The organism is Thalassospira xiamenensis M-5 = DSM 17429 (genome assembly GCF_000300235.2).
Taxonomy (GTDB): domain Bacteria; phylum Pseudomonadota; class Alphaproteobacteria; order Rhodospirillales; family Thalassospiraceae; genus Thalassospira; species Thalassospira xiamenensis.
Genome location: NZ_CP004388.1, coordinates 4493784 through 4514382, shown reverse-complemented (window position 1 = coordinate 4514382; position 20599 = coordinate 4493784). Strand labels below are relative to the sequence as shown.

The following is a 20599-nucleotide window of genomic DNA, read 5'->3' as shown; positions in this document are numbered from 1 at the left end:
ACAATCAGTTAGACGACCCGGCCCATATTTTCAGCAAATCCTGTTTTTGCTGAAAAAAGAAACATTTCAACCGTGAACATGCTTGACCGCCCCTTGCAGCACCGCCTTTAATCAAAGGATAAGCAAGGGGAGTGTGCATGTTCAACGAAATGATGATGAACGATGAAGTACGCGAACCTTATCGCGCACTGGTTGACTGGATGGAGGCCAGCGGGCCCGAAACCCTCCAGCAGAAGCGACTAGAGGCAGAAACTCTTTTTCGCAAAATCGGCATCACCTTCGCGGTCTATGGCGAAGGTGGCGATCCGGAACGGCTGATTCCGTTCGATCTTATTCCACGTATTTTCACCGCCACGGAATGGCGCAAGCTCGAACGCGGCGTCAAGCAGCGCGCACGCGCGCTCAACACCTTCCTGTATGACGTCTATCACAACGCCGAAATCATCAAGGCCGGGATCATCCCCGCCGATCTGGTGTTCAGGAACGCCGCGTTTGAGCCGGCCGTGATCGGCATCGATCCCCCGCGCAAGGTCTATAGCCACATTGTCGGCGTTGATGTCGTGCGCGTCGGCCCGGATGATTTCTATGTGCTGGAAGATAACTGCCGCACCCCGTCTGGCGTTTCCTATATGTTGGAAAACCGCGAAATCATGATGCGGATGTTCCCGGAACTGTTTTCGAAATTACGGATCGAACCGGTCGAAAGCTATCCGGACATGCTCCATAAGACGCTCAAAAGCATCGCGCCCAAACGGTGCGATCGCGAGCCAAATATCGTGGTCCTTACACCGGGTGCAATGAACAGCGCCTATTACGAACATTCCTTCCTTGCCGACCAGATGGGTGTTGAACTTGTCGAGGGGCAGGATCTGTTCGTGTCCGAAGGCCGCGTCTATATGCGCACAACGCGCGGGCCCGCCCGGGTTGATGTGATTTATCGCCGGATCGACGATGCCTTTATCGATCCGCTCTGTTTCCGGCCCGATTCCGTGCTGGGCGTTCCCGGCCTGATGAATGTCTATCGATCAGGCGGGGTTGCGATCTGTTCGGCACCGGGCGCCGGTGTTGCCGACGATAAGGCAATCTATACCTATGTGCCCGACATGATCCGGTTTTACCTTGGGCAGGAACCGATCCTGAATAACGTACCGACATGGAAATGCGCCAACCCGGACGACCTGAAATATGTTCTGGAAAACCTTGGCGAACTGGTCGTCAAGGAAGTCCATGGTTCGGGCGGTTACGGCATGCTGGTCGGCCCGGCATCGACAAAGGAAGAACAGGCTACCTATGCCGAACGCATCAAGGCCGATCCGGGCGATTTCATCGCCCAGCCGACCCTTGCCCTTTCTGCCTGTCCAACCTTCGTTGAAAGCGGTATCGCCCCGCGCCATGTCGATTTCCGCCCCTTCTGCCTTGTCGGCGATGACATCCGGCTGACGCCGGGCGGCCTGACCCGCGTTGCCATGCGCGAAGGATCACTAGTCGTCAACTCGTCGCAGGGCGGCGGGGTAAAAGACACCTGGATCATGGCCGAGTAGAGAAGAAAGGGAAGTCACATGCTTAGTCGTACAGCAGACAACCTTTTCTGGTTGTCGCGTTATGTGGAACGGGCCGAAAACATGGCCCGACTGATGGAAATGGGCTATCGCATGGCCCTGATGCCGGCCGCCGGCGACGGCAACCGGTCAGAATGGGCGTCGGTTCTCTCGGCCTCGGGCTGCGCACAGGGCTATGATCCCGACATGCCACTCCGTCAGGCCGAAGTTGCCGATTACCTGATCTTCAATCGCGATAATTCGTCTTCGATCCTGAACTGTTTTGAAAATGCACGCGCCAACGCGCGCGCCATGCGTACCGCCATCACCGCCGAAATGTGGGAAGCATTGAACAATGCCCTGATGGAATTGCGCCGAACGGCAATGCATAACCTTGCAAAAACCGATCTGCCTGAATTCATCGACTGGGTCAAACGGCAGGGTGCCTTGTTTCGCGGCGCGACCGACTCAACAATCCTGCGCAACGACGGGTACGATTTCATCCGTCTTGGCATTTTTATCGAACGCGCCGATAACACCGCACGATTGCTTGACGTGAAATATTATGTCCTGCTACCCGAAACCAGTATGGTCGGCGACGGTGTCGATAATTACCAATGGACGACGGTTCTGCGGGCGGCATCATCCCTGCGTGCCTTCCACTGGGTTTATCGCGATGATTATTCACCCTATCACATCGCGCACTTCCTGATCCTCAATCCTTTCAGCCCCCGGTCGCTGGCCCATTGTTCGGAACAGATCACCAACCATCTGGAACATCTGGCCCGCCATTACGGCCAACGAAGCCCGGTGCACAGCCTGGCAGTAGAAACATATTCCCTGCTGACCCAAACCCGCATGGACGAAATTTTCAGCCAGGGCCTTCACGAATTCCTGTCTGATTTTCTCAAACGAAATCAGACCCTGTCATCGGCAATTGCCGAAACCTATTATTTCGGGGGCCAGTAAGATGCGCCTGACTGTTGAACACCGCACCCATTATCGGTTTTCCCCGTCGGCACGCTATGTCGTGCAAAGTCTAAAGCTTACGCCGTCCCTGTTTGACGGACAGAAAATCATCCGCTGGTCGATCAAGGCCGAGGGATGCGTCATCAATTCCGAATTTGTCGATGGCAATGGCGACACCATCAGCACGCTGACCGCAACCGGGCCAGTTGATTCTGTTGATGTCGTTGTGTCCGGCGAAGTCGAAACCACCGATACCACCGGCATGCTTCGCGGGCATAAGGAACGCGCCTTTCCTGCGGTGTTCCTACGCTCGACCCCGGTCACCAAATCCAGTGCCGCGATCCGCAAACTCGCCGCCAAAGTCGAAAAGAAAACCAGCCCGGATAACCTGCTTGAACGGGCCCACGCCCTTTCGGCAGCCGTGTCCGATGCCGTCGCCTATGTCCCGGGCAGCACCCATGTCCATACCACCGCGGCCGATGCCTTGGCCGATGGTCAGGGCGTCTGTCAGGATCACGCCCATGTCATGATTTCGGCCGCCCGCCATCTTGGCATTCCCGCACGCTATGTATCGGGTTATCTGTTTGCCGATCAGGATGGCAAATCACACGAAGCATCCCATGCGTGGGCGGAACTGCATTTGCCCGAACTGGGCTGGGTCGGGTTTGACCCGGCAAACCGCTGCTGCCCGACCGATTATTATATTCGTCTGGGGTCTGGACTTGATGCACAGGGTGCCACACCTATACGGGGTGTACATACTGGTGGTGCAAACGAGGATTTGGATGTAACAGTCATCGTTGCGCAATCACAGCAATAGCCGGACCCGAGAATAGAATATGACCTACTGCGTGGGCTTGATGCTTGATGAGGGGATGGTGTTCCTCTCCGACACCCGAACCAATGCCGGGCTTGATAACATTTCGCGTTATCGCAAGATGTTCACCTGGGAAGTCCCCGGCGAACGCGCCATCGTGGCTTTGACGGCGGGCAACCTCGCGATCACGCAGGCAGTCATGAGCACCCTGCAGGAAGCCATCGACAACCCGGAAACCGAACCGGGCGACTGTATCCTGAGCGCGCCCAGCATGTTTCGCGTCGCTGAACTGATGGGCGAGGCGATGCAGAAAGTTCAGCACAAATATCAGGACACCCTTGAACAGCGCAAGGAAAGCAGCTCCGCCTCGATCATGGTCGGCGGGCAGCGCAAGGGCGGAGCTCAGCGCCTGTTTCTGGTCTATGCGGCAGGCAACTTTATAGAGGCCACCGAAGACACCCCCTATCTTCAGATCGGCGAACATAAATACGGCAAACCGATCCTTGATCGCGTGATCACCCCGGAAACGCCAATTGCCGATGGCGTCAAAGCCGCATTGCTGTCGATGGATTCAACATTGCGTTCGAACCTTTCAGTCGGCATGCCGCTTGATCTTGCCGTCCTGCCCGATGGATCGTGCCAATTCTCCGAACATCGCCGGATTGATGCCGAAGATGCCGGGTTCAAGGCCCTTTCGGACGCCTGGTCGCAGGCATTGCGCGAAGCATTCGCCGATATGCCCGACGAACATTGTGCGCCGGACTGTTAAACCTGATATCGCACGATTAATTTACCGGTTACGGATATGCGTGCTCGACAAAATCGGGCGCGCAAATTATCTATAAAATCATGAAAAGTGGCATTGATAATACCGTTACCGGCAGGATCACCCGCGAACTGGCTGACCGCATCATCGCCGGGCATATCGCGCCGGGCACGAAATTGCGGCAGGACCATTTTGCCGAGGAATTCGGCGCAAGCCACGTGCCGGTTCGCGAGGCTTTTCGTCGCCTCGAAGCACAGGGGCTGGTCGTCAGCGAACCGCGCCGCGGTGTTCGGGTTGCCAGCTTTGATATCGCAGAAGTCCGCGAAGTCGCTGAAATGCGCGCATCCCTCGAAGTCCTCGCCCTTCGCCATGCCGCCCCGCACCTGACCAGCGCCATTCTCGACGAGGCAGAGGCGATCAACCGTGCGGGCGAAAATGCCCCCGATGTCCGGGCATGGGAAGAAGCCAATCGCGCCTTCCATCGCCTCATCCTGACCCCGTGCGGCATGCCCCGCCTGCTGGCAACCATTGACGATCTGCATGCCGCAAGTGCCCGCTTCCTGTTTTCCGGCTTCCGCATGGAATGGGAAGCCCCGACCGATCAGGATCACCGCGCCATCCTGAAAGCTCTGCGCGAAAGACAGTTCGACGTCGCCGCCGCCACCCTTGCACGCCACGTCAAATGGATTGGCACCAAGCCGGGCACCAAAACCCGCCCGCAAACCCTTTCCTGACCCCTTCCAGAACTGTCTCCCGAACCCGAAATCCACGGTCCGAACCTGATCCTGCCTGCGTTTTGGCAATGCAGGACATCTGCTTATGTGCAAATCTCCAATTTTATAGATAAAAATATAACATATAAATCAACATATTAACGATACATTTCCTCAAACATCGGCCAATTCCACCCGATTATCTATTTTGGGGATTGATTTCACCCTCCGATCACGGCGTAATTAATAGATGAGATTCGTTTTTTATCTATAATTTTGAATGCGATCCAGAGGAGGATGAAATCACCATGAGCAATGCAGTCTCCAAACCGGCCGAAACCCGCATCTCGACAGGAATGAAATATAGCCTGATGGTTCTGGCCGGTGTCGCCATCCTGACCGCCAGCGCCAAAATCACCGTTCCCTTCTGGCCGGTGCCAATGACCCTGCAAACCATGGCGATCATGGCTATTGCACTCGCCACCGGCCCACGCGTCGCCTGTGCCACCATGCTGAGTTATCTGGCGGCGGGTGCGGCTGGCTTGCCGGTCTTTGCCGGAACGCCGGAACGTGGCATCGGGCTTGCCTATATGGTCGGGCCGACCGGCGGCTATCTGCTGGGTTATCTGATTGCCTCATGGCTGGTCGGTGCGCTTGCTCAGGGGCGCGGTACGCTGGCGCGATTTGGCATCATGATGGCCGGTATGATCCCGGTTTATCTTCTGGGTCTGGCATGGCTTGCCGCCTTTGTGCCGCTTGAAAAGGTTGCTGAATATGGCTTCACCCCGTTCATTCTGGGCGACACCATCAAAATCGCCCTCGTTGCCCTTGGCAGTGCGGCCTGCACCCGCTTCATCAAACACAACAAAGGCGGCACCGCCTGATGAACAGCCTTCCCGCACAAAACCCGGCAATCGATCAAACCCTCCGTCACGACTGGACGGTGGACGAGATCGAGGCGATCTATCGCCTGCCCCTGCTTGAACTGATGGGCCGCGCCAGCGCGGTCCATCGCACCCATCACGATCCCAATGCAGTGCAAAAGGCCAGCCTGCTGTCGATCAAAACCGGCGGCTGCCCCGAAGATTGCGCCTATTGCCCGCAATCAGCCCACCACCGCGAGGTCAAGTTGGGCAGGGAACAGTTGATGGACCCCGGTATGGTTTTGAAAATGGCGGCGCGTGCCAAGGCTGCTGGGGCGGATCGTTTCTGCATGGGGGCCGCATGGCGTCGCGTGCGCGATGGTGCGGCCTTTGACGCGGTGATCGAAATGGTACGCGGTGTCCGCAACCTCGGCATGGAGGCCTGCGTGACCCTTGGCATGCTCGAAACCCGCCACGCCGAACGCCTCGCCGGGGCTGGCCTCACCGCCTATAACCACAATCTTGATACCAGCCCGGAATATTACAGCCAGATCATCTCCACCCGGACCTATCAGGACCGGCTCGATACGCTGGCTGCCGTGCGCGGTGCCGGGATTGACCTGTGTTGCGGCGGGATCATCGGCATGGGCGAAAGCATCCGGGACCGGGCATCGATGCTCCATGTTCTGGCCGGTTTCGCGCCACATCCCGAAAGTGTACCGATCAACGCACTGGTGCCAGTGGCCGGAACACCGCTTGCCGACCGCGAGCCCGTCGATGCCCTTGAACTGGTCCGCATGGTTGCAACCGCCCGCATCACCATGCCGAAATCCACCGTTCGCCTTTCGGCCGGGCGCGCCGACCTTACGCGCGAAGCCCAGATCATGTGCCTGATGGCCGGGGCCAATTCGGTGTTCTACGGCGAAAAACTTTTGACCACACCAAACCCGGAAGAAGATTGCGACACCGCCCTGTTTGCAGCGCTTGGTCCGGTTCCGGCATCGGCGGCCTGAAAATATCCACATCAACCCCCGACCTTGTGCGGCCCACCCGCACAAGGTTCCCCTTGGCGAAGCGCCCCTCAGTCGGGCCTTCGTCTTTTTTATAAACGGGCCAGGAAAGCGGGAAGAGGGAAGCAGGCAGGAAAAGGACGGAAAATCTAGTGGGCTTCGGCGGTTTCGTGTGGCTGATAGATAAAGCCATGCGCCGGATAAACCCGGCCGAACGTGCCGATCGTGTTCATCATCCGCACTTCAGACCAGTCATTATTGGGCGAAACATCGACAACCGGCTGGCGATAATGCACCTTGCCCCGCGTACGCGAATCGCTGCCCCAGTTGGCATGATTGACCATGATCTTGCGACTGTCGAGGATGGCGGCAACCACCGCCACATGCCCGTATCTCAACCGCGATGTCTTCTTCAGCGCCAGAACCGCACCGACTTCGGGTTTTTTGCCCCGGTTATAGGTATTTTTCGCCTGATCCCACCATGTCCAGGCATCGCCATAAATTTCAATGCCCGACACAGCACGCGCATAAGGCACGCATTGCAAAAATTCGTCGGTGGGGGCAAATGGCAACAGACGCGATGACGGCAAGCTGACATTGGTCACGGTCGAAACGCCGTCACTTTCAAGGCCGCTATTGGGTTTTGGTGTACTTGCAGATGCAAAGCATCCCGATACAAGCATACAAAATCCGATAACGACCGCCAGCCGCATGCGATATTCCCCCAAGAAATGCAAAATGATCCGTCACCCTAACCCGACGAGTTTTAAACAAGCGTTTACAAAGAGCCCCGAAAAACAAGATCATTTTGCCGTTTCTGTGGCAGGTTTCGAACTATTTGTCGCAATGCGATACAAGCGCCAAAACCCGAAAACCGCCGCGCACAAAATCAATATCCCTGATCCACGTGCGGTATATTGAATGTGTCCGGCCTCCGATATCGCACCCAGCATCGTGCCGCCCAAGGCAATCCCGCCAAAGCTTGTCGCACTCCAGAAGCTCATCACCCGACCGCGCAGCTTGTTATCCACCGTCAATTGCAATGCGGTTTGCGACCCAACCCCGACCGCCGTCAAACCAAAACCGGTAATCGCAACCAGAACCACGGCAAGCTCGTACCACGGTGCAAAACCAAGCCCCAGCATGCCGCATCCGGCGGCAAAGGCCCCGATAATCGTCACCCGCTGAAAGGCGGCCGGATCGGATCTGACCCGCGACAACATGAATGTCGATGCAACTGCGCCAACCCCGCTTGCCGATGCCAGCATGCCAAGCCCGGTGACGCCGCGGTCATAAACCGCCTCGGCGAAGACCGGCATCAGTTCAACCATCCCGGTTCCGACCAGTGCGACAAAACACGATAGCGCCAGAACAGACCGGATCATCGGATGATGAAGGGCGTAATGGGCCCCGTCGACAAGGGCCGCCAGAACCCTCTTGCTTTTGGCATCGGGTGCCCGTTCTACATGGATTTTGACAGTCGCCAGAACAAAGATCATCGGGATATAGGACGCCGCATTGATCATGAATGCCGCCCCGGTTCCCCATGTCGCGATCACGACACCGCCAATGGCGGGACCGACCAGACGTGAAATATTGAAATTCATCGCCGCATAGGCCACCGCCCGGCTCATGAATTCACGTTGAACAATCACCGGCACCAGTGAAAGCCGAATAGGCGTCATCGCACTGGCCAGAACCCCGTTCGCCCCTGCCAGAACCACCATCCAGAACAGGTTGATTTGCCCTGCCATCGACAGCATCATCAACAGAAATGCGGTTGCTGCCATCATCAGGTTCAGGGTAACCGCCGTTTTGCGCAGATTGACCCGATCCGCCATCACGCCGAAAACCGGCCCCAGAATAAAAGCCGGGGCGAAATTAAGTGCCGCAATCAACCCTGTCCAGAATGCCGACCCGGTCAATGACCATGCCAACCACGACATGGCGATTTTCTGCACCCAAAGTCCTTGTGTGGTGATGCATTGCCCGATCAGAAACAGGACAAAGTTGCGATCCTGAAAGATCGATTTCCGGGATGGCTCGGCGGTTGGTGGCAGCACGGATTTTCCAGTTTTCATGACGGGGCGGGATCATGGTGCACCGGACGGTTGCATTTGACGGCCATATTTGGGGCGAAATGGCCTGCTATCCGGACAGAACAGTAATTTAACGTATCGTAACGATTATAGGGATACGCAAAGATACGTGCCACAGATTGTTCGCCTGATGCGTGTATCTGGCCTTCTCAAACCCGTTGGGAAAACACATATCTGTTTCAGGCATCAGGACCTAAAGGAAACAACAGCAGTTAATTATAACGCCGATCAACACGGCATTCATGCCTTCGGGGCGGAAACAGCCATGCATCAGAACTTTCGGGAAATCGAGCGCGAAAAATTCGCGATCCGCAACCAGACTTGCGAATGGACCCTCAGGGCCATGACCGCACTGCGCGCCAAGGTCGACATCAACATCAAGATGCATGGCGACCGCGATCACCTGGCCCAGGGCGACATTTTCATGTTCAACCATTTCGCCCGGTTTGAAACCTTTATCCCGCAATATCTGATCGCGCTTGAAACCGGGGTGTTTTGCCGGTCCATCGCGTCGGGCGAGTTTTTCGTCGAAGACAACAAATTTTCTCGGTACTTGCGGGCTCTTGGCGGTGTGCCCAATGATTACGAACGTCTGCTGCCGTTCCTTGCCGAAGAAATCCTGCGCGGCGGTAAGGTGGTGATCTTTCCCGAAGGCGGCATGGTCAAGGACCGGCGCGTTCTGGCCGCCGAACGACCGCATCCCAAACGCCCGGATTACAGCATCTATTCCCGCTCCGCCGATCAACGGCGCGCCCATCATAGCGGCGCGGCCCTGCTCGCACTTTGCATCGATGGTTTTAAAACCGGTTTGTCGATGCTGCTGGACAAAGGCAAACACGATGAACTTGATCGCTGGGCGACTGCGATTGATACCACGCCCGAAATTCTCAAAGCCGCCCTTGCCAAGCCGACCCTGATGTTTCCCGCCAACATCACCTTCCATCCGCTCCGCGTTGATCAGAACCTGCTGGCGCGCGGTGCCGATCTTTTCGCCGGCGGGCTTAGCCCCAAGATGGCCGAAGAACTGATCATCGAAGGCAATCTTCTGTTCAAACGCACAGATATGGATATCCGGCTTGGCGATCCGGTTGATCCACGCCATCAATTCAACTGGATTGATCGGCGCATGCTGGCCCATCGGGTTGAAACCGCGACCTGCATCGATGATCTGTTCCGCCCGGCCAAGACGCTTGAAAAAATCCCGGATCGCATCACGCAATACGCCATTACCCGCCATATCAGCCCGCTTCGCGATCATTGCATGGCGGTGATGTATTCGAACCTCACGCTCAATGTCAGTCATCTGGCATCGCGCCTGATCATGATGTGGCTGGCCGATGGCGTGACCGAGGTCGATATCGCCCATTTCGACCGCACCCTTTATCTGGCGATCAAAAATGTCCAGCAGGCCGAAGGCGTTCATCTGCATCGCGGCATGCGCAACCCGGCAGATTATATTGGCATTTTTGATCTGAAATGCCCGCAGATCCGCGAATATATCGATGCCGCTGTACAACTTGGCCTGATCGAACGCGCTGATGGCAAATATTGCTTCCTGCCGAAATTGCAGGAAGAAGCCACTTTTGACCAGATCCGCATGGACAATCCGGTGATGGTCTATGCCAATGAAATGGCCCCGATCAACGCCGCCTGGACTGCACTTGAAAAGGCGCGGGACGAAGTCGATCATCTGACACCACGCGATTTTGCCAAACGCCGGTTCGATGATGAAATCCGTGCATGGCAATGGAACCGCGCGAAATATCAAAAACCGAAATACGCCGCGATCAATGATCAGGAAACCGCCACCGCCGATAGCCGCCCCTATCTATTGCTGCCCAATGGCAACGAACATTTTACCACCGGCGTTCTGGTCGTGCATGGCTTCCTTGCCTCTCCGGCCGAACTTCGCAATCTTGGGGATCGGCTGGCCGCGCGCGATTATGCCGTAATGGGGGTGCGCCTTGCCGGGCACGGCACATCACCGCATGAATTGCAAAAACGCACATGGGGTGACTGGCTGGCATCGGTTCGGCGCGGCTATGAAATCCTGTCGGCCTTTTGCGACAACATCATTATTGTCGGCTTTTCAACCGGCGGGGCGCTGTCGGCCATTCTGGCAGCCGACCGGCCCGAAAAACTGGCCGGGCTCGTCGTGGCATCAACACCGCTTAAATTCCGAAACCGCAACCTTATGTTTGTGCCGTTACTTTATGGGGCGAACAAACTGATGGGCTGGGTACCTTCGGCACAGGAAATGCTCAGTTTCCGGCTTAACGAATCCGAACATCCCGATATCAATTACCGCAACATCCCGATTGGCGGCCTGCACAATCTGCGCCAGGCGGTTGCCGAAATGCAAAACCGTCTGCCCGATATCGCCTGTCCGATCCTGATTTTGCAGGGCGACGGCGATCAGGTGGTTGACCCCGCCAGTGCCACCCTGATCAAACGCCACGCCACAGGATGCAGCAAACTGGATATCCAGATGCTCGCATCCGACCGGCACGGCATCCTGAACGAGGATATCGACAATGCGGTCAATCGCGTGATCGACTTCGTCTCCAAAACCGCCCCGGCCGACAGCACCTTGACCGCAGCCATCCCGGCCCAATAACTCGAGGGAATGCCCGCCGAAGCCGCCGCCCCTTAGCCCCCGGAGCCCTTGAGCATCCCTCGGGCAAACGCCCAACGTCCACACCACCTCGACAATGCCCCAGGTTAAATCCTCATACAAATAAAATGCGACCGGGATTTACGATGCTGTCGCATCAAATTTCGGGTGAATTCATCCCAACGAACCCACTTGACTCTTTGGCAAATCTGCTTGATTTTGGATCCATGGATCCAAATAAAATTACAGAAACGCTTCAAAGCGAAATCGAAAACGGCACCCTTTCGCCCGGCACAATCCTGAAACAGGAACGGCTGGCCGAACGATTTGGCGTCAGCCGCCAGCCGGTGCGTCAAGCGCTGGAACGCTTACTGGCAAACGGATTACTGACCAAACGTTCCGACCGCAGCCTCGCAGTAAACGGTTTAAGCGCCAACGAGGCCCACGAACTGTCGCAAATACGTATTTCACTTGAATCAACCGCTCTTATCCTCTCGATCCCGCATCTGACACAACGCGACCTGCGCAAGGGGATCCGCCTGAACGACGAACTTTTTGAAGAAGAAGACCCGAAGATCATTGAGGAACTCGATATCGCGTTTCACCGGACCCTGTATGCCCCGTGTGGTAATGGTCGCCTGATGCAGATGATTGACGAATTACGCGGCGAAGCGCGCCGTTCCTATCACCGGCAACCCGCAGGATCGCAGGCGCGCAAAGCGTTTTATGAAGAACATAATGACTTGCTAGCCGTATGCAGCCTTGGCGATGTCAACAAAGCCGTCGAAATCATTGAAAAACACATCGGCATCACATCACGACAACTTGTCGTCCACCCCGAAAGCGGAGCCCCTCAATGAGCAGTTTCGGTGCAGAAGTCACATGGCAACGCGACGGCGCAAACTTTGCCGACCGCCGCTATAGCCGTGGTCATCTCTGGCGATTTGACGGCGGGGTCGAAGTCCCCGCATCCTCATCCCCGCATGTCGTGCCACTGCCCTATTCCGTCGCCGAAAATGTCGACCCCGAAGAAGCCTATGTGGCGGCCCTTTCAAGCTGTCACATGCTGTTCTTCCTTGACTTCGCATCACGCCGGAAAATCGTCGTCGACAGTTATGTCGATGCTGCAACAGGTGTCATGGAAAAGCAGGACGGCAAAACAGTCATCACCAAAGTCGAACTTTACCCCAAGGTCACCTATGCCGCCGCAACGCCGACGGCCGAGGTCGAGGCCGAACTGCATCACGCGGCCCACGAGGCCTGCTTTCTTGCCAATTCGGTCAAAACCGAAATCAGCATCAAACTTGATTAGGGTAATTACCTGACGGTTAAGCTGGACACGGAAGATGCGCAACTTGCGCTGCTTCACCCGTTGCTGGATGCGATGTCGTGGCGCATCGCAATGTTTTCCGGTAGCCTGCAATCAGTCAATTCTGTGTGACCTTCTACGGCTTGGTCGCGCAGATGGCATAACGGTGCTGGGCTCCCCGTTCCAAGCCCTTGGCAAGCGTAAGGTGTTTTGACTGGGCGCGGTGAATCTGGCGCATGTTGAAATCGGCAACAACCGGATCAAATCCGGCGGTTTTCAACATCGATGTCACTTCATCGGCCCGCGCACCTTGCGAAAAATGAACGCGCGACAGAATATCTTGATGGGTTTTGAGTTGCGGGATTTCGGCAACATCGCGCTTCAATCCGATGGATTGCAGGAACCCCGTCATCGCCTTGCTTAGCGTACTGATCCAAGTGGGCGAGACGAAATCACCATCCACCACCAGCAGCTTGCCCCCCGGTTTCAGAACCCGGAACCATTCGGCAAAGGCTGCAGCCGGATCAACCAGCGTCCAGACCAGATGCCGGGTGACGATGGCGTCATAGCTGTTATCGTCTTCAAGGGTGTTTTCCGCATCGCCCAGAAGGAAACGGATATTGGACTGACGCTGTTTCGATTTGGCGCGCGCCTTTTCCAGCATCGCTTCGGACCAATCAAGCCCGGTAACCTCAAAACCGATGTCATGCATCAAATGGCTGATAACGCCGGTGCCACTGGCAAGGTCAAGCGCACGTTTGCCGGTCCCGTCGCCCAGATGACGGCGAAACAGGTCGTGCCACGCCAGACGTTCCTGATCTGAAAAAATCTCGTGCCCAGGCTGTTGATCGAACGTGTCGGCGCGCATTGACCAGTATTCCTTGATCTCGTCACGCAGATTGAAATTGCTTGAATGCGTCGTCATCGTTCGAAGAATCCCCAATAGCCTGTCTCTGCAAAAGGCCGCGCGATCTTGCGGGGATCACACGGCGGCAGATACCGCGCCAAATATCACCAAATCCATAAAAAAATCAATTATTGCGAAAAGTATTGATTTGCATTCTCAATAAATGATAATGCCGCGGTCAGGCAATCCTAAATAAGGGTACGGGGATGAAAATTTTTGGCGCTATTGCTGCCGTTGCGTTAATGGTCGCGGGGACCGTTCACGCAGCAGAAACCGTCACGATCACCGATGTGGCAGGCCGCGAAGTTTCGGTCAAAGTTCCGGCAGAAAAGCTTATTCTTGGCGAAGGTCGTCTGATTTATGGCCTCGCGACGCTTGATACCGACGCGCCGTTCAAGCGAGTCGTTGGCTGGCGCGATGATCTTAAAAAAGCCGATCCGCAAGGTTACGGCATATATGCAGCAAAGTATCCGGAAATTGATAGCTTGCCGACGTTTGGCGGTATCAAGGATGGGACATTCGATGTCGAACAGGCCATATCGCTTAAACCTGATGTCATTGTGATGAACCTTGAAGCAAAGGGTGCGACCGATGATGCCAGCCTTGACAAAAAACTCGCTGCTGTAGGTATTCCGCTGGTCTATATCGACTTCCGTGAATCACCGATGAAGAACACGGAAACCAGTATGCGCATTCTTGGTCAGTTAACCGGTCTGGAAACGCGCGCCGAGGAATTCATCAAATTCCGCGCCGATCATATCAAACTGGTCACTGATCGCCTTGCCAAGGCCAACCCCAAAATACCCGACGTCTTCATCGAACGTGCCGCCGGCTATTCCGACGAATGCTGCATGTCGTTTGGTAATGAGAATTTCGGTAAAATGGTTGAACTTGCCGGTGGCAAAAACATTGCAGCCGATATCATTCCGGGCACTTTCGGTACAATTAACCCGGAACAGGTTGTTGCCAGCAACCCCGACCAATTTGTCGGTACTGGCGGTGACTGGGAAGCATATGCACCCGGCATGGGCTGGGTTCCTGTTGGTCCCGGAGCTGACATGAAAGAAGCCAAACGCAAATTGATTGGCCTGACAGAACGCCCGGCATTCCGGGATATCAAGGCGACCAAAAACAACAATATCCACATCGTTTGGCATCAATTCTATAACAGCCCCTATCAGTTCGTGGTGATCGAACAAATGGCAAAATGGTTCCACCCGGATTTGTTTGCCGATATCGAACCGGAGGCATCATTCCGCGAACTGCATGAAAGATTTCTACCGATCGATTATCAGCCGGGTTACTTCATTTCCATCAGCGATCAGAACTGATTTCCATGATCTCCGATCAAACCACCGTTATGGCAGGGAGCGCGCATTACAAGGCGCGTTCCCTGCGTCGTATCCTGATCCTGAGCGGCATGACAATTGCGCTGTTCCTGTCATTTGCTGTTGATCTGGCAACCGGCCCGGCCAATTATCCGCTGGCTGATGTGATTTTCGCACTGCTGAACCCGTCGGATGCCAGCGATCAGTTGCGCGTCGTGATCTGGGAAATTCGCATGCCGGTCGCCCTGATGGCGCTGACCGTGGGTGCGGCCCTTTCGACCGCAGGCGCGCAAATGCAAACCATCCTGGCCAACCCGCTCGCCAGCCCGTTTACGCTGGGTATCTCGGCTGCGGCCGGTTTCGGTGCAGCCTTGGCACTGGTTCTCGGGGTCGCGATCCTGCCGGCTTTTGTCGAATTCATTATTCCGATCAATGCCTTTCTGATGGCTATGGCGACCGCGTTGATCATTCATTTCTTCAGCCGTATGCGCGGTGTCACGGTTGAAACCATCGTCCTTCTGGGGATCGCGCTGGTCTTTACCTTCAACGCGCTTCTGGCGTTGCTGCAATATCTCGCCAGCGAACAGGCATTGGCCGCGGTCGTATTCTGGACCATGGGCAGTCTGGTCAAGGCGACCTGGTCCAAGGTTGCCATCACGGCCATAGCGGTTGCCATCGCCCTTCCGCTGTTTACCCGCCAGGCGTGGGCACTGACCGCTCTTCGGTTAGGAGATGCAAAGGCGGAAAGTTTTGGGGTAAATGTCCAGTCGTTGCGCCTGAAGACGATGTTGCTGGTCAGTATGCTGGCGGCAATCCCGGTTTCCTTTGTCGGGACCATCGGGTTCATCGGTCTGGTCGGGCCGCATATCGCCCGCATGCTGGTGGGCGAGGATCAGCGTTTCTTCCTGCCGGCATCCGTCCTGTGCGGGGCGTTGATCCTGTCGGCGACGTCGGTTCTGTCAAAACTTCTGGTCCCCGGCGCGATCCTGCCCATTGGGGTAATTACCGCGCTTGTCGGCGTGCCGTTCTTCTTCTCGCTGATTTTCGCAAGCCGGAGAAAATCATGGTAACAACACTTCGTCTTGAAGACCTTGGCACCCGTTATGGCCGCGCCGAGGTGGTTTCCGGTGTTAGTACACCGGTTCTGACGGGGGGCGACGTAATTGCCGTCATCGGCCCGAATGCAGCGGGCAAATCAAGCCTGTTCAAACGGGTCGCCGGTCTTGCCAAAGGTGGCGGAAAAGTGCATGTCGAAACGGCGAATTATAGCCGCAACACGATTTGCTACATGCCGCAGGACACCGGATCAAACGCGGTTCTTTCTGTTTACGAGTCGGTTATCCTTGCCGCCAAACAGGGATCGTCATTGCGCGTTCAGACCGATGAACTGGCCCGGATTGACGATATTCTGGCCGCCCTTCGGATTTCTGATCTGGCCGCCCGCAATCTGGGCGAACTTAGTGGTGGTCAACGCCAACTAGTTGCCATTGCCCAGACGCTGGTGCGTGAACCCGAAATCCTGCTGATGGACGAGCCGACCTCAGCCCTTGATCTGCATCGTCAGATGGAGGTCCTGTCTTTCATGCGCGATATCGCCAAGCGCCAGAAAATAATCGTCCTGATCGCGATCCACGATCTGAACCATGCGCTGCAATATTGTGATCACGCCATGGCGATTCGCGATGGCCGCATGGTGGCATTTGGCGAATGCGCCAATGTGATTGATCGTGATCTTTTGCGTGATGTGTATCAGGTTGATGGGCATGTTGAACGCAATTCGCTTGGTCATCCGCATGTTGTTTTGCGCGGACCGATCACCGGCAATAGACACACCGCCGAATACCTTTCAGAACGGATTGCGGCTCAGTAAAAAGTCCGCTCACCGCGATCAGCCTGTATCTGCTTCTATCCTGTCGATGATATCGGCCATTAAGCCATGCAGCTGATCGCGGTATCCGGTTCGGGCCGAGGGTTTTGTTTCGTCCGATGTCATCGCCACGGTCAATTCAAGGCTAGGAACGATGTAAAGCATCTGCCCACCATATCCCCACGCATAGACCACATCCTGCCCGGCAAGATCGCGCATAAACCAACCATAACCGTATTCATCGCCAGTAAAGCGTGAATTTGTCCGATGCTGCCAGCTTTGATCGATCCAGCTTTGCGTGATGATCTGTCTGCCATCCGCGGTGCGCCCGCCATTCCGGTAAAGTTCGCCAAAAGCCAGAAGCGATCTGGTGCTCATCGCCATCTGATTCCCACCAAAGTAAATACCCTGAGGGTCGCGATCCCAAGCGGTAATAGCAAAACCGTCCAATGGCCCCAGCCATTCACGCGCCAGTTCCAGCGTCGTTTTTCCGGTTTGGCGTGTCAGGATGGCCGACAGCAGGTGGCTTGAGCCGGTAGAATACAGCATGTCACCACCCGGATCGTCGGCAAACGGGCGGGCAAGAGCAGCACGCACCCAGTTCGATTGCGCGACCCACTGACCGTAATATTGCCCCGATGTCCGCCCCAGGCCGGCCTGCATCGACAAAAGATGCCCGATGGTAATATCAAACAGTCGGGGGTCGGGATCGGCAGGTAACTGATCCCGCAGCAAGAGGGCGATTTTCTGATCCGTACCGGTCAAAACATCACGTTCTATGGCAATGCCAACCAATGCCGAAATAATCGATTTCGATGCGGATTTGATATTGGCCGCCTGATCGGGGGAACTACCATGGTAGCCCTGCGTCGCGATCACGTCACCACGGTGGGCGATAATCACGGCCTGCAAGGGCTCCAAACGCCCCGCATGGGTCAGGATATCGTCAAGGTCCACCGACGATTGTGCCTTGGCCGCAAGCGGTGCCATTAACATCACCAGAAGCAGAAAGGCGCTATTTCTGTAAAGGCATCGTCGGATTGTCTTCAACCTTATTCCACCGGTTCGGAAACAGTCCCAAAAGATGCCAGGGCGCGTTCCATTCGGGCGGCATGGGCATCTTCGACACGCGCAAGGCTTTCAAACCAGTCGGCAATATCGTTAAAACCTTCTTCGCGCGCAATACGGGCCATTTCGGGATATCGGGATCTGGCATCGTTCTGTTCATCGGCAAATGCGGCTTCAAGATTAAGCCTGGTGGTACCAATCGGCTGCCCGGTTGCAGGGTCCCCGACCTGTTCAAGAAATTCGAGATGGCCAAAGGCATGGCCAGTTTCGGCTTCGGCGGTGGCGCGGAACATTTCGGCAATTTCCGGATGGCCTTCGATATCAGCCTGCTGCGCGAAATAAAGATAACGACGATTGACCTGTGCTTCAGATGCGAATGCCGCACGCAGAAGTTCCTCGGTCCGTGTTCCCTTGAGCACCATTACGGGCTTCCTTTTTTGTCGTTGAAGTCTGAAATATGCGGTGTTGCTGTCACACACATAGGTAAAAAAAGGGCGACCGTTCCATGTGGAACCGTCGCCTCTGTATTTGTCTTGAAAACCCTGCCCGTCAAGCACTGAAGGGACGTTTCGCGCCATTTCAGGCGGTTTTCATCGACGCGTCATTTCGCTGTCACCGCACCGCTATATTTGCGACACAGCCCTGCCGAATAAACCGACCCAATAGCAATCAGGCAGCATTGCGGGCCGACTGGCGCCGCAAACGAAACACCAGATCAACCGATGCCAATTCCGTACCACGGGGCATATTGGGGACGCGTGCAAGCTGCACCGCATCAGCGGGTATGTCGCTGAGCATGCCGTCTTCTTCGCAATAGAAGTGGTAATGCGGGGCGGTATTGGTATCGAAATAGGATCGACCGGAATCAATCACGATTTCATTCAGAAGCGCTGCCTCGGTGAACTGGTGCAACGTATTGTATACGGTCGCCAGTGATACCTTGATATTCTGGCTCATGGCCTCGGAATGAAGCTGTTCGGCGGTGATGTGCCGATGACCATTATCAAACAGCAGGCGGGCCAATGCCAAGCGCTGACGGGTCGGGCGCAACCCGGCCTCTTTCAGGCGGTTCAGGGCATGGGTGTAAGGACGCGGGTTCGTCGTCATGAAATTGTCCCTTCATACGCTTTTCAGGACCGGCCAATGCCCGGTTCCCGATCAAATCCAAGCGTATATTAAGGAACCAAGACGCACCTTTCTTTGATTTTGATCAACTCCAATCATACCGATTTTCAATGGCCCATAGGGGATCAAACAACAAAAAGGGGTCGGAAACCCGACCCCTTTTTGATCCGTAAAAGACCAGTGTCTGATTTGTTGTCTAACCTAATCGCCCGTGGCGATCCGGTCGACCAACTGTTTGACCGTCGGGACAAAGCCGTTGGCGTAGAACGGATCTTCACCAAATTTATAGGCATTATGACCGGCAAACATCAGCTCGTTTTCAACCATCGCACCATGTGCAATGTTCTGGAGCGTTTTCTGGATGCAGAATGAACGCGGATCGGCACGCTTGCCGGTGGTGCCGCTATGCTGTTCCCAGTTCGAGAACTGGCACTGTGACAGGCACCCCATGCAATCGATCTGGTCTTTCTTGATCGTCAGCGCACTGTCAGGCGTGACAAACACCATGGTTTCATCGGGTGTCGGCATGCCTTCAGTATAACCAGCATCAAGCCATGCCCGAACCTTGTCGGCATCATCTTCGCGGACATAGATTGGACGACCGCGACGGCCCAGCGGAATACCGACATGCAGATCGGCCTCTGCGGTGCGCGAATAACGGACCTGACGATCGGAACGCTGATGCAGGTCTTCAAGAAAGTCGTTCCGAACAGCCGAGCTGTAAAAACCGGTCGGGCTGAATTTATGCAACGACACGTCGCCGTTCTGCAGCGTCAGAAGACGGTTTTTCCATTCTTCGGAAATTTCGCTTTCCTTGGTCAGCAGCGGACGGGTTCCAAACTGGAACGCCACCGGGGCAACCTCCGGATTATCAAGCCAGTCTTCGTAGTCACGCAGGAACCAGACGCCACCCGCCATAATGATCGGAACTTCATTCAGGCCGACCGAATTCATGTATTCGCGAAGGGCTGCAACCCGCGGGTACGGGTCTTCGGGCACAAGCGGGTCTTCGGAATTTGACAGGCCATTGTGGCCACCGGCACGCCATGGATCTTCGTAGACCACGCCGCCAAGCCATTCCGGGGTGTTTTTATACGACCGCAGCCACAAGGCACGGAATGCGCGCGCCGACGAGACGATCGGGTAATAATGCACGCCATACTGGGCTGCGATCTGCGATACCTTGTAAGGCATACCCGCACCACAGGTCACACCATGGACAAGCCCCTTGGTGCCCTCAAGCACACCACGCAGAATTTCTTCCGCACCGCCCATTTCCCACAGAACGTTCATGTGCAGGCGGCCTTCGCCGCCGCGCATTTCGTGTGCGATCTGTGCCTGGGCGATACCGCCGCGGATGCCATAGGCGATCAGTTCCTGATGGCGCTCACCGCGGGTTTTTCCGGCATATTCGACCGGAACCAGATTGCCATTTTCGTCATAAGAATCGGCATTGACGGCGGAAAACGTCCCGATGCCACCAGCAGCTGCCCATGCGCCGGAACTTTTACCCGTCGAAACAGCGATACCTTTGCCACCTTCAATCAGTGGCAAGACCTCTTTTCCCGACATGACGAGCGGTTTAAGGGCTTTCAAATTCGTCTCT

The 20599-nt window shown here is 55.7% G+C and carries 20 protein-coding genes; 13 read left to right on the top strand and 7 right to left on the bottom strand.

The window, feature by feature from the left end; translation table 11 throughout:
- Window positions 1-137 precede the first annotated feature (137 nt).
- From TH3_RS20900 to bioB, 7 genes are all read left to right on the top strand, one after another.
- A complete protein-coding gene (locus TH3_RS20900; protein ID WP_007088393.1) occupies window positions 138-1541 on the top strand; it encodes a circularly permuted type 2 ATP-grasp protein in 1404 nt (467 codons plus the stop codon).
- An 18-nt stretch (window positions 1542-1559) separates the two neighbouring features.
- Complete coding sequence (locus tag TH3_RS20895; RefSeq protein WP_007088394.1) at window positions 1560-2507, top strand: alpha-E domain-containing protein; 948 nt, start codon at window positions 1560-1562, stop codon at window positions 2505-2507.
- 1 nt (window position 2508) lies between these two features.
- Window positions 2509-3327, top strand: a complete 819-nt coding sequence (locus tag TH3_RS20890; protein ID WP_007088395.1) for a transglutaminase family protein — start codon at window positions 2509-2511, stop codon at window positions 3325-3327.
- A gap of 19 nt (window positions 3328-3346) precedes the next feature.
- Window positions 3347-4093, top strand: a complete 747-nt coding sequence (locus tag TH3_RS20885) for a proteasome-type protease (protein ID WP_007088396.1) — start codon at window positions 3347-3349, stop codon at window positions 4091-4093.
- Between the two features lie 80 nt (window positions 4094-4173).
- The gene (locus TH3_RS20880; RefSeq protein ID WP_007088397.1) at window positions 4174-4824 is read left to right on the top strand and encodes a GntR family transcriptional regulator; all 651 of its coding nucleotides are present in this window, start codon (window positions 4174-4176) and stop codon (window positions 4822-4824) included.
- 287 nt (window positions 4825-5111) lie between these two features.
- The gene (locus tag TH3_RS20875) at window positions 5112-5687 is read left to right on the top strand and encodes a biotin transporter BioY (RefSeq protein ID WP_007088398.1); all 576 of its coding nucleotides are present in this window, start codon (window positions 5112-5114) and stop codon (window positions 5685-5687) included.
- Window positions 5687-6679 (top strand): biotin synthase BioB, encoded by a 993-nt coding sequence (gene bioB, locus TH3_RS20870; protein ID WP_007088399.1) that lies wholly within the window; start codon window positions 5687-5689, stop codon window positions 6677-6679. Before TH3_RS20875 ends, bioB begins: the two co-directional genes overlap by 1 nt.
- A 146-nt stretch (window positions 6680-6825) precedes the next feature.
- On the opposite strand, the gene TH3_RS20865 is transcribed toward bioB, so the two are convergent.
- Window positions 6826-7359 carry a CHAP domain-containing protein gene (locus tag TH3_RS20865; RefSeq protein WP_231858550.1) on the bottom strand — a complete coding sequence of 178 codons (534 nt, stop codon included), beginning with the start codon at window positions 7357-7359 and terminating at the stop codon, window positions 6826-6828.
- Window positions 7360-7479: 120 nt separating this feature from the next.
- The gene (locus tag TH3_RS20860) at window positions 7480-8757 is read right to left on the bottom strand and encodes an MFS transporter (RefSeq protein WP_007088401.1); all 1278 of its coding nucleotides are present in this window, start codon (window positions 8755-8757) and stop codon (window positions 7480-7482) included.
- A gap of 283 nt (window positions 8758-9040) precedes the next feature.
- Between TH3_RS20860 and TH3_RS20855 the strand changes: the two genes are divergently transcribed.
- The 3 genes from TH3_RS20855 to TH3_RS20845 all read left to right on the top strand — a co-directional run bounded on the left by TH3_RS20855 (window position 9041) and on the right by TH3_RS20845 (window position 12701).
- The gene (locus TH3_RS20855) at window positions 9041-11392 is read left to right on the top strand and encodes an alpha/beta fold hydrolase (protein WP_139328083.1); all 2352 of its coding nucleotides are present in this window, start codon (window positions 9041-9043) and stop codon (window positions 11390-11392) included.
- Window positions 11393-11616: 224 nt separating this feature from the next.
- Complete coding sequence (locus TH3_RS20850; RefSeq protein WP_040061370.1) at window positions 11617-12249, top strand: GntR family transcriptional regulator; 633 nt, start codon at window positions 11617-11619, stop codon at window positions 12247-12249.
- Window positions 12246-12701, top strand: a complete 456-nt coding sequence (locus TH3_RS20845) for an OsmC family protein (RefSeq protein ID WP_007088404.1) — start codon at window positions 12246-12248, stop codon at window positions 12699-12701. Before TH3_RS20850 ends, TH3_RS20845 begins: the two co-directional genes overlap by 4 nt.
- 133 nt (window positions 12702-12834) lie before the next feature.
- Here TH3_RS20845 and TH3_RS20840 read toward each other — a convergent pair whose 3' ends face one another.
- A complete protein-coding gene (locus TH3_RS20840) occupies window positions 12835-13623 on the bottom strand; it encodes a class I SAM-dependent methyltransferase (RefSeq protein WP_007088405.1) in 789 nt (262 codons plus the stop codon).
- A gap of 188 nt (window positions 13624-13811) precedes the next feature.
- Between TH3_RS20840 and TH3_RS20835 the strand changes: the two genes are divergently transcribed.
- Genes TH3_RS20835 through TH3_RS20825 form a run of 3 tightly spaced genes read left to right on the top strand, consistent with a single transcriptional unit; the run spans window position 13812 to window position 16803 of the window.
- Window positions 13812-14936: an ABC transporter substrate-binding protein gene (locus tag TH3_RS20835; protein WP_007088406.1), complete on the top strand. Its 1125-nt coding sequence runs from the start codon at window positions 13812-13814 to the stop codon at window positions 14934-14936.
- Between the two features lie 5 nt (window positions 14937-14941).
- The gene (locus TH3_RS20830; protein WP_007088407.1) at window positions 14942-16003 is read left to right on the top strand and encodes a FecCD family ABC transporter permease; all 1062 of its coding nucleotides are present in this window, start codon (window positions 14942-14944) and stop codon (window positions 16001-16003) included.
- The gene (locus TH3_RS20825; protein ID WP_007088408.1) at window positions 15997-16803 is read left to right on the top strand and encodes an ABC transporter ATP-binding protein; all 807 of its coding nucleotides are present in this window, start codon (window positions 15997-15999) and stop codon (window positions 16801-16803) included. The genes TH3_RS20830 and TH3_RS20825 overlap by 7 nt, the downstream gene beginning before the upstream one ends.
- Before the next feature lie 18 nt (window positions 16804-16821).
- Here TH3_RS20825 and TH3_RS20820 read toward each other — a convergent pair whose 3' ends face one another.
- The 4 genes from TH3_RS20820 to TH3_RS20805 all read right to left on the bottom strand — a co-directional run bounded on the left by TH3_RS20820 (window position 16822) and on the right by TH3_RS20805 (window position 20589).
- On the bottom strand, window positions 16822-17790 hold the full coding sequence (locus tag TH3_RS20820) for a serine hydrolase domain-containing protein (protein WP_007088409.1): 969 nt from the start codon (window positions 17788-17790) through the stop codon (window positions 16822-16824).
- Window positions 17791-17852: 62 nt separating this feature from the next.
- Window positions 17853-18290: a rubrerythrin family protein gene (locus TH3_RS20815; RefSeq protein WP_007088410.1), complete on the bottom strand. Its 438-nt coding sequence runs from the start codon at window positions 18288-18290 to the stop codon at window positions 17853-17855.
- 247 nt (window positions 18291-18537) lie between these two features.
- Window positions 18538-18975 carry an iron response transcriptional regulator IrrA gene (gene irrA, locus TH3_RS20810; RefSeq protein WP_007088411.1) on the bottom strand — a complete coding sequence of 146 codons (438 nt, stop codon included), beginning with the start codon at window positions 18973-18975 and terminating at the stop codon, window positions 18538-18540.
- 219 nt (window positions 18976-19194) lie between these two features.
- Window positions 19195-20589 (bottom strand): NAD(P)H-dependent flavin oxidoreductase, encoded by a 1395-nt coding sequence (locus TH3_RS20805; RefSeq protein WP_007088412.1) that lies wholly within the window; start codon window positions 20587-20589, stop codon window positions 19195-19197.
- Between the last annotated feature and the right edge of the window lie 10 nt (window positions 20590-20599).